6 protein-coding genes and 1 pseudogene are annotated in these 9,648 nt (G+C 57.2%); 5 read left to right on the top strand and 2 right to left on the bottom strand.

Annotated features, from left to right (window positions below; all coding sequences use genetic code 11):
- Positions 1-310 precede the first annotated feature (310 nt).
- The 5 genes from AC2VLR_RS08805 to AC2VLR_RS08785 all read left to right on the top strand — a co-directional run bounded on the left by AC2VLR_RS08805 (position 311) and on the right by AC2VLR_RS08785 (position 7,908).
- Positions 311-985: a heavy metal response regulator transcription factor gene (locus tag AC2VLR_RS08805; protein ID WP_486881796.1), complete on the top strand. Its 675-nt coding sequence runs from the start codon at positions 311-313 to the stop codon at positions 983-985.
- Positions 963-2,399, top strand: a complete 1,437-nt coding sequence (locus AC2VLR_RS08800) for a heavy metal sensor histidine kinase (protein WP_486881795.1) — start codon at positions 963-965, stop codon at positions 2,397-2,399. The genes AC2VLR_RS08805 and AC2VLR_RS08800 overlap by 23 nt, the downstream gene beginning before the upstream one ends.
- A gap of 105 nt (positions 2,400-2,504) precedes the next feature.
- Entirely contained in the window at positions 2,505-3,821 is a 1,317-nt protein-coding gene (locus tag AC2VLR_RS08795; RefSeq protein ID WP_486881794.1) for a TolC family protein, read from the top strand.
- 101 nt (positions 3,822-3,922) lie between these two features.
- Positions 3,923-4,861 carry an efflux RND transporter periplasmic adaptor subunit gene (locus AC2VLR_RS08790; RefSeq protein ID WP_486881793.1) on the top strand — a complete coding sequence of 313 codons (939 nt, stop codon included), beginning with the start codon at positions 3,923-3,925 and terminating at the stop codon, positions 4,859-4,861.
- Positions 4,858-7,908, top strand: a complete 3,051-nt coding sequence (locus AC2VLR_RS08785; RefSeq protein ID WP_486881792.1) for an efflux RND transporter permease subunit — start codon at positions 4,858-4,860, stop codon at positions 7,906-7,908. The genes AC2VLR_RS08790 and AC2VLR_RS08785 overlap by 4 nt, the downstream gene beginning before the upstream one ends.
- Before the next feature lie 74 nt (positions 7,909-7,982).
- On the opposite strand, the pseudogene AC2VLR_RS08780 reads toward AC2VLR_RS08785, so the two are convergent.
- A pseudogene (locus AC2VLR_RS08780) lies at positions 7,983-9,288 on the bottom strand (IS701 family transposase).
- A gap of 76 nt (positions 9,289-9,364) precedes the next feature.
- Positions 9,365-9,648 (bottom strand): cyclic nucleotide-binding domain-containing protein (locus AC2VLR_RS08775; RefSeq protein WP_486881791.1); only part of this gene is annotated, 284 nt, incomplete at its 5' end.

Genomic DNA, 9,648 nt, shown 5'->3' with positions numbered 1-9,648 from the left:
CCCAAAAAATGGGCCACGTACACCGGGTTGAACTGCAACCAGGTATTGATCAGCCAGATCAGACCGAAGAGGATGCGCACTGCGCCAAAAGCCCGGCGGCGTTGCTGCTCCAAAGCAAGAGAGGATGACATGATATCTCGAATTCCTGGCATAAAATCAGAAATCATTCTTGAACATAATGGCGCAAAGGTCAAAAAATGAGTAATCCCCAAGAACAATCATGACAACCTTATGAAGCCTGGCATTTGTTATATCCGTTAATAATCGGTATTTTTATACGTTGATCTTTTACTGGACACATTCCCTGCACATGAAAATTCTGGTCATTGAAGATGAAGTCAAAACATCTGCCTTTCTCAAAAAAGGGTTCAGTGAGGAAGGGCACGTCGTCGACCTGGCCAATAACGGCGTGGACGGCCAACATCTGGCCGAGACCGGCGAATATGAGGTGATCATTCTCGACCTGATGCTACCGCAACGGGATGGCTGGTGGGTTCTGCAGGAAATCCGCAAACGACGCCCGGATCAGGCGGTGATTCTGTTGACGGCCCTGGATGCCGTAGATCAGCGCGTGCAAGGCCTGCGCCAAGGCGCGGACGACTATCTGGTAAAACCCTTTGCCTTTTCCGAACTATTGGCCCGGGTGCAGAACATCCTGCGGCGCAGCAATATCCGCACCGATGAAGTGCTGCTTTACGCCGATCTGGAGATGGATCTGTTGCGCTACAAGATCTGGAGAGCGACCACGCCCATTCAACTGGCACCCCAGGAGTTTCGCCTGCTGGCCTACCTCATGCGCTTTCCCGGCATGGTGCTGACCCGCACCCGTATTGCCGAACAGGTCTGGGACATGCATTTTGAAAGTGACAGCAATGTGGTGGACGTCGCTATCCGCCGCCTCCGCCGGAAAGTCGATGATCCCTTTCCGGACAAGCTGATCCATACCTTACGCGGAGTAGGCTATGTGCTTGAACTCCGTCACTAGATGGTCATTGCAACTCAGCCGGTCCATGGCCCTGCGCCTGACGCTCTGGTATGCGCTGTTGAGCACCCTGTTGATAGCAGTGGCTGGGGGCGCCCTGTACTGGATACTGGCGGAGCAACTCCGCCAGGCAGACAGTCAGATTCTGGTCAGCAAAATCCATGCGGTGCAAACGGCACTCCACAACGCCGGTGACAACCACACGAATCTCCTTCACGAAACCCAACTGGAAGCCAGCACGATCCGGGGCATTTATATCTGGGTGACCCGCCCCCGGCAGGGAATCATCGTCCGTAGCCGCAGCTTCAACCCGCTTCTCGATGGTCACAAGGCTTTCAATCACAAGCCGCAGGGCTTCAAAACCCAACAGTGGCATTGGAAAGTAAAAAAACATGAACATTTTCAAGTGATGGCGCAACGGATTGCTGGCAACCCCGCCAGTACCATTTATGTGGCCATGCGCATCAGTGAACGCGAGCATTTTCTGGCCTTTTATCGCCATGCCCTGGCGCTGTCCGTCATTTTGGCCTTGAGCATTGCGATTCTGGGGGGATACTGGATTGCCAGACGTGGTCTGCGCCCGGTCCATCAGCTGGCGACTATCGTGGATGAACTGAATGCCAGTGAATTGCATCGGCGTATTGCCGGTGAACACTGGCCCAGCGAACTGGCCACACTGGCCCAAAATTTTGATCACCTGCTGGAACGTCTGGAAAACGCCTTTACCCGAATCTCCCGCTTCTCTGCGGACATTGCCCATGAGTTGCGCACACCCATTCACATTCTCCGAGGCGAGGGTGAACTAACCCTCTCCAGAACCAGGAACATTGAGGAATATCAGACTTGTATCGCCTCCGCCATGGAGGAATATGCGCGTTTGTCGCAAATGGTGGATGCGTTGCTGTTTTTGGCCCGCGCCGAACAAGATCAACAAGACCTAGAGAAAAAGCAGTTAAACGTCCATCAGGAGGTCGCCTCCATCTGTGCCTTTTATCAGGCCATGGCCGATGAACAAAAAGTCAGCCTGGACAATGACGTGGAAGCATCCGTCGTCGCCAATTCCGAACTGCTGCGCCGGGCACTGAGCAATCTGTTGAGTAACGCCCTTGCTCATACCCCGGCGGGGGGCAGTATCCGGATCCACAGCGCCCGAACCCGGGAGCGGCTGCAACTGATCGTCAGCGACAACGGAACCGGCATCAGTAGCGAAGCACTCGACCGGGTGTTTGATCGCTTTTACAGTGAAGATGCGGCCCGCATGCGCCGTGGGCAAGGAACCGGGTTGGGATTGGCCATTGTCCGCTCCATCATGCAATTACACGATGGAGAAGTGGAGCTGAAAAGCACACCGGGGAGCGGTACGACGGCCATTCTCTCTTTTCCCGTAATTTACAGACTTAAGAAAAATAATCCATAAGATGACGATTTGGTCATCTTGTCGTCATCTTTCTGACAGGTACTTATGTCATCATGATTAAATGATCCTGCCAATTCCATGAATTTTTCCTGAAACAGAGAAAATATGTTGGTGCTGAAACGCTTTTTCCCATTTACTGCCAGAAAATTCCTGATCGCCGCAAGCATCAGCCTTGTCCCCTTTGTTGCCCATGCCACTTCGCTCTCGCTCAGTCTTGACCAGGCCATTGCCAGCGCCCTCCACAGTCAGGCCGTCATTCAGGTAGCTCGACATCAACTGGCGGCACAAAAACATCTGCGCCAGGCAGCTCAGGCGCAATTGCTGCCGGCCCTGACCCTGAACGCCGCCACCATCTGGACCCAGTCCCGCGCTGGTCAGCCCGTGTTTGTGGCAGCCAACGGGGCACGGGAAATGTTGGGACAAATCCGTCTCGACATTCCCATTTATGCCCCGCAAACCCGGGCGCTCAGCAAACTGGCCAAAGATCAGGTAGAGATGGAAAACTATCGACTGCAGCAGAACCGCTTGGCGGTAGCCGCAGCGGTCACCATGAGCTACTTCAAGCTGGCGGAAATGGATAACACCATCGCCATCTGGAAAAGCGCACTGGGTGCGGCCCAAAACATCTATCGAACAACCAAAGAAGGTTTCGCCATCGGTACCCGCTCCCGCCTGGCATTGAATCAGGCCGAACTGAACGTGCTGCGCATGCACAGCCAACTGACCCAAACCCGAATCCTGCGTAAAGCCACGCAGCGCGTTCTGGCTTTGCAAACCGGGTTGGGACAACAACTCCCGCCGCTGACCAAGATGTCTCCAGCGCTGCAATCCTTGCCGGATTTTTCCGCAATTGAGCAGCAGGCCCTGCAAGCCCAGCCCTTGCTCAGCGTGGCAGAGGCCCAAATCAAGGCGGCTCAGGCCCAATTACAATTTCACCGGGGAGCCCGCCTGCCCGTAGTAGGTGCCCATGCCGCCTATGGAGTGGATAGCTCGACCATCCCCCACAGTGGACAATTGGGCTGGCAGGCTGGACTGAGCTTGCAGATGCCCCTTTTTGGCTTTGGTCGGAACCGTGACCAGATTGCTGCGGCACAACAACAAGTGGCTGCCTTGCAAGCTGCCAAATCTGCCCTGGAAATGCAGATTCGCAGCCGCCTGGCACAAGACCTGGGTACGGCCCAGGCAGCTACTATTGCCCTCAAAAATGCTGGAAAAATCGCTGACAGAGCCAATGCCGTGTATCAGATGACGCGCAAAGGCTATCTGGCCGGCGCCGAGAGCGCGCTAGCCTTGCAACAGGCGCAAAGCGCCTGGATTCAGGCCCGCTTGCAAGACACTGACGCCATGATTCGTGCCCGCTTGAGCCGGGCCCAATTAGCTCTGGACAGCGGCCGCTTACCTGGACAAGGACCATTCTCATGACATTTTTCCACTGGCAGCCTCTGGGCAGAAAATGCCCGGCTATTTCCGGGATATCGCCATCTCACCCTTTGCCCCTTTGTTCGGGAATACTGCTTCTGTTAATGCTGGGCACAGCCTGGGGGTCTCCCCTGCCGGTGCGAACCGCCACTGTCCATGTCAGCGCCGCCCTCCGGCAAAGCACCCTGCTGGCCAAGGTGGAAAGCAACGGTAATGTCACCTTGACAGCACCGGTGACGGGCCGCGTCCTCGGCCCCTTGCGTGCCGATGGCACAGTGACAGCAGGCGCCATCATTGCCCGGATTGCATCACCGGGATTACAGAGCAGCATCCAGAGCGCCCGGGAACAGGGGGCTTTTGCTCAGGAACAGTTTCTCCGCGACCAGAAACTCTATCAGGATGGCGTCATTGCCCGGCAAAATGTCGCCGGCAGCCGCCTGGCCCTGAATATGGCGCAATCGAAGCTGCGCGTATTGCAGGCGCAGGCCGCTCAACAAACCCTCACCGCCCCCTTTGCAGGGAGCCTGCATTATCTGGTTCCGGCAGGCGCAGTAGTCAATATGGGAACAGCCATTGCCACCCTGGCGGGGCGCGGAATCCCCTGGGCACAAGCCTATGTGACACCATCTCTGGCGCGCTATCTGCGCCCCGGCAGTACTGTCATGCTGCGCGGCACGGATTGGCATGGCGCTGGGCGCATTCGCTCCATAGGGCAGAGCGCCCAGCACCTGGGACTGGTTTCGGTGTATATCAACCTACCGGCACATAGTCCGGCTTTACCGGGAGAATGGCTGGAAATCACCCTAGAACAGACCAAAGGCCAGGCTTATCAGATACCCGCCGAGGCCGTGGTCATGCACGCCGCGCAGATCGAGGTGTTTGTGCTGCGTCAGGGGAAAGCCATGGCAGTGCCCATCCATATTATCGCCAGCCAGAACGGGCAGAGTTGGGTGGCGGGCGACCTGAAGGCGGGAGAGCAAGTCATCATCAGTGCCAATGATCGTTTGCTCAGTGGGACCCCGGTAAAAGAACGACAACCATGAACCGCTATTTGCATTTTCTCTGGACCAATCGCTTCAGCATCCTGTTGAGCGCCGTGCTGTTGCTGGGTGCGGGCTGGTTTGCCCTGCAGAATCTTCCGGAAAGCGTGTTTCCCAACGTCAATTTCCCGCGCGTTGCGGTCCTGGTCAATGATGGCAGTCTGCCCGTCAAGTTTATGGAAGTGGAAGTCACCAAGCCCCTGGAGGCCCTGGCAAAAGGTCAGCCCGGGGTGCGCCTGGTCCGCTCACAAACCGGCAATGGTCTGAGCAAGCTCAATATCTATTTTCAACCCGGCACCAATCCACAGACCGCATACCTGATGCTGCAGGCCCGCCTCGCCCAGTACCGCCTCCCCGCTGGTGCACAACTCCGGGTCATCCGCATGGCCCCCTATACCTATCCATTCGCCCAATATGCGCTGGTATCCAATCAGTTGAGCAGTTCGGCCATGATGCCTACCTTTGCCTTCAAGCTGCGTCCCGCCCTGCTCTCCATCCCCGGGGTGTATCAGGTTCAGGAAACCGGTCGTGGTTGGCCACAGGTACAGGTGCACCTGGATCCTGCGCGGCTGGCGCAATACCATCTCAGCGCCCAACAGGTCATTACGGCCTTGCAAGCCGCCCAGGGTCCATTTTTTTCGGGAATTCTTCATGCCTATCATCAACAATTGATCCTTGCCACCACGCCCCGGCCCGAGAGCGCTCAGGCGCTGGCTGCCTTGACTTTGCCGCTGGGACCGGCCGATGCTTCCGGCGCCCGTACTCCTCTAGCGTTGGGCGCACTGGGGGAGATCCATACCGGCCCCCCGCCACTGCTCAACGAAGCCGCCGTACCTGGCTACAAACATGCTCTGATTATGGACGTGCTCGCCCAGTCTGGCGTCAATGACGTCAGCGTCGCCCATGCTGTACAAGCCCGCCTGGACCTTTTACGCCAACACCTCCCGCAGGGTGTGCATCTGGTACCCATTTATGACCTCAGCCACCTGATCAGTCATAGTCTGCGCGACGTCTGGATCGCTCTGGGGCTTGGCAGCTTGATAGCCTGGCTGGTTATTTTTGCCTTTTTGGGACGTCTGGACGGTGCCCTGGCCACAGTGCTGGTCGTTCCTCTGGCCCTGGCCGCTACTTTTCTGGTCCTGCATGTCCTCGGATATGGCTTGAATATCATGACCCTGGGTGGCTTGACCGCCGCTATTGGCGCCCTGGTGGACCACGCTATTGTCGTCATCGAACGTGGACTGCATGGTTTGCATGGGCAACCCGCCAGCCGTCGCCAGTCGGCCCTGCGGCGCAGTGCCAGCATTTTACCGGTGATGAGTCTCGCTACCCTCACCTCTTGTCTGGTATTTCTACCCCTGTTATTTCTCTCCGGCACCTTGGGACTTTTATTCCGGCATATGGCACTGGCTATTGTGATTGCCTTGCTGGCCTCGCAACTGGTGGCTCTGCTGGTTACCCCCATCCTGACGGCATGGCTGGCGGGTCGGAGCATATCGCCCTCGCGAAAATTACAGCATCTTGAGCGTTGGCTTCGACGCCGATATAGCCAATGGCTGATTGCAGGAATGCGCCGTCCCTACTGGGCCATCCTGCCCATCCTCCTGCTTGCCGGTACCGCCTGGCTGGTAATCACCGTCCTGCCGACGGCCTTTCTGCCGCGTTGGGATGAAGGCATCATTTCCGTGCCTTATCGAACCCAGGTGGGCAGCAGTGTCGCCGAAACCTCGCAAATCGGTCGGTCCTTCATGCAGGTCGCCCTGCGCAATCCCAATGTGCAAAGCGCTTCTCTCGTCGTCGGTCGCGGCTTTGAATTTCGCCATGCGCCTGCCAACAAAGGGGCCATCACCATCGTTCTCAAGCCGGATCATCACGACAGCACGGAAGCGGTGATGGCCCATTTACGTCGGCAATTCCGCAGCATGGCCCCCAACCTGATCGGACTTTCCCTGCATCAGACCATGATCGTCCGCCTGGGAAATCTCTCGGGGGCCCATGCCCCCCTGGTCGTTTATTTGTTTGGTTCCCGCTCCAGCGCTCTGCGCAGTGAAGGAAAGCGACTGGCTGTGGCGCTAAAAAACAGCCATGACTTTGCGTCCGTCAATTTCAAGTCGCCCTCCGCCGGCCCGGAAATGAACATCACTCCCAGTCCCATGGCCACCCTCTATGGTATTACGCCGGCGGCCATCGCCGCTCAGCTCAAAACCCGATTCTGGGGAAGACAGGCAGGTTTCCTGCTCCATGGCGAACAGATTTTGCCTATCCGCGTCACCCTGGCGGGGCAGGCACAAACGCCACAGAGCTTGCCCGCCCTGCCCATCCAGCTACCCGATGGCGAAATGACCTCCCTCTCCAGCATTGCTTCTTTGCATGTGCAGGGCGCCGTCCCCTTTGTGACGCACCAGAATCTGGTCCCCGATGCCTATATGTGGCTGGAACCCAAATCCGGTGAGGGATTGGCCCAGGCTGCCAGCCACGCGCGAGCGATCATCGCGCGGATGCATCTACCCGGCAATATTACTCCGGTTCTTGGCGGATACTATCGCCAGCAGCGCCAGAGTTTTCAGCAAATGGCCCTGATTTTGGCGGGCGCGCTGGGGCTATTGCTGGTTCTGTTGGGTTTTCAGTTCAGCAGCCAACGGGCTGCACTGGCCGCACTTCTATCCATAGCCCTGGCAGCACCCGGTTCTCTTCTTTTGGTCTGGCTGTGTGGTCTGGACCTCGACAGTACGGCTTTTCTCGGCGTGTTGCTGGTTTTTGCCATTGCCGTCAACAACGTTATTCTCATTTTTGCCCGTGCCCGCCAGATTGGGGGTAGCCATCCTCGACCGTCTCTGGTGGCCCTCGCTGCCCGACAGCGTTTACGCCCTGTTCTGATGACCATGCTGGCCGATGTTTTTGGCTTCCTGCCCCTGGCCATAGGTATTGGTCATGGGACAGACCTGTTAAAGCCCCTGGCCATTGCTGTTATGGGAGGACTGCTGCTGTCCATATTCATGTCCCTGTGGCTGGCACCCGTGCTTTATTCAGCGATGACGCTTAAAAACTGAAGTTTAGACATACAGGCTCATCGCCAGTCCCTCTGGGTGGCGTTCTGGCTCGGTAAATATGGGTCAGAAGTGAGTCAGGCGGCCTTTTTACAGGGTGGGTCATCGGTATCGGCCCAAAAAGCGGGTGTAGGACACTGGAATTTTCCGGACTTCGGGTCGTAGCCCTTCCAGAAGGGAACGTGGAGAAAATGCAGATGCAGCCATTGGGCCATGAGACCTGCGGTAACGGGAGTAGCGATGCGCCAGGGTGCGATATCGAAGGTTGGGAAGTCCTCGGCAACGGTTTCGGCGAGGAGTTGCACCATGGACCAGGCGATACAGCGGATTTGCATCCAGCGTTCGAGAATGCGACGTTTTTGCTGCCAGAGGTTGTTGATGCCCCACCAGCGTTTGAGATTGTGGAAGATGGGTTCGATCTGCCAGCGGTTACTGTAAAGGACGACCACCTCGCTGGCGGTCAGATGGGTCTCGGACGCGAGATAGAGGCGGGTCGGAGACCAGCGTTGATGCTTTTCGTCGTAAATGGCGCTCCAGACAGCCCGGACCGGATGACCGTTCAGAAATCGTGCATGGGCGACGCAGGTTTGAAGGCGAACCTGCTGCCATTTCCCATAGATATGCAGCGAAACGGTCTCGGACGGCAGTGTGGCTGTCTGCTGAAGTATACTTGGCCCCATATTTACGAGGGCGTCCGCGTTGGGAACTGCGCGGTGGTGGGTCCCGGAACAACGCCGTATCTTTGCGCACCTGACCGATGAACTGGCCGTGCTGCCGCAACAAGGGCAAGAGCAGGCGACGGCGCATGAACCAGGCATCGGTGAGTAGTCGGACGGGTACGGGAATATGGGGCAGAAAGGCCCGCAGCAATGCCCCGGCGATTTTCAGCTTGTGGGTGTTGCCGGTACTGGGCACGAGGCGCAGGCGAATGGGAAAGGAAACGGCTTTGCCGGAACGGGTACGCAGGGTCAAGGCCAGCCCCACCCAGTTCTGGGCGAGCACATAACGGGGACGATTGTGCTTGTGGCTATGGTCATAACGTGTGGCGGAGCCGGGGGCCTTGGCAGAGTGTCGCAGGACCAGGGTGTCGTCCACGATCAGTTCGACGATCGGGAATCGGGCCAAGACTTGCAGGAGCCAGTGAATCTGGGCCACGGCCAACGCCTGGGTGCGCAGAGACTCGCGCTCCAGGAGTTTGTAATAGGTGGTCCAGTGAGAATGCCGGGTAATGTTGCCGATAGCGCGGGTGACCCAACCTTCGGGCGAGATCAGGCAGCCGCAGAGGAGTTCGACAAAGCTGCGCCGCGAACGGGGCGGCACGACCGCAAGGAAGCAGGAAATCCACTCCGAGAGGCGGAGGATGATGAGGCGATGAAAGGGCATGGGTATGATTCCGAGAAGCCAAAAACGCTTCTCATTGGCCGACCCTTTTTTCCAAAGGGTCGGCCGCACGGCACCATTACCTTGTCAAGCACTTTCGCCACTGCTCAATGATTTCCACAATTTTTTCCTGTCCGGTGCTTGCCGCCGCTATCAGGTGGATACGACCGGAAAGCACCAGATAAAAAGCGCTGGCCACTGCTTTCTCGACAAACAAAATCTCTCCGGAATCCAGGGTGACTTTTTTGCTTTGCAGCAACAAGGCATTCAGCAAGTCTTCCGGCCAGGCAGAAAAAAGTGAGGTTTCGCGCAAGATGGGGAATAAATTGTCGGCAACAGCTTCCATAAGGGCACTTTCTAATC

This window comes from Acidithiobacillus sp. TH-A117 (genome assembly GCF_057473465.1).
This window is presented reverse-complemented; position numbering and strand designations above follow the sequence as displayed.